1 pseudogene is annotated in these 234 nt (G+C 26.9%); it reads right to left on the bottom strand.

Annotated features, from left to right (window positions below):
- Window positions 1-170, bottom strand: a pseudogene (locus RI01_RS03915) (phase variable surface lipoprotein); the annotation flags it as partial.
- Window positions 171-234 lie beyond the last annotated feature (64 nt).

Genomic DNA, 234 nt, shown 5'->3' with positions numbered 1-234 from the left:
GTAATTAGCTTCTTGATAGGTGTTTTTCTTTTTAGAATGAGAGATAATAGTGAGATTGATTAAATCTTCTTTTAATATTTTTAAAAAGTTTTTAATTTGAGTTAAATCATTTGGGGTGGCTTTCGTGTGCCAACCCCAATTCTAATTTCTTGACTAATGTCGTTTTTCATCTTTTTTCTCCTTTTATTTGGTTTGTTATAAAAATAAAAAACCCCGAATTTGCGAAAAATAAAA

Source organism: Italian clover phyllody phytoplasma str. MA1, from assembly GCF_000300695.1.
In the GTDB taxonomy this organism is placed as follows: Bacteria; Bacillota_I; Bacilli_A; order Acholeplasmatales; family Acholeplasmataceae; genus Phytoplasma.
Note: the sequence above shows the minus strand (reverse complement) of the source record. Positions and strands in the feature narration are given on the sequence as shown.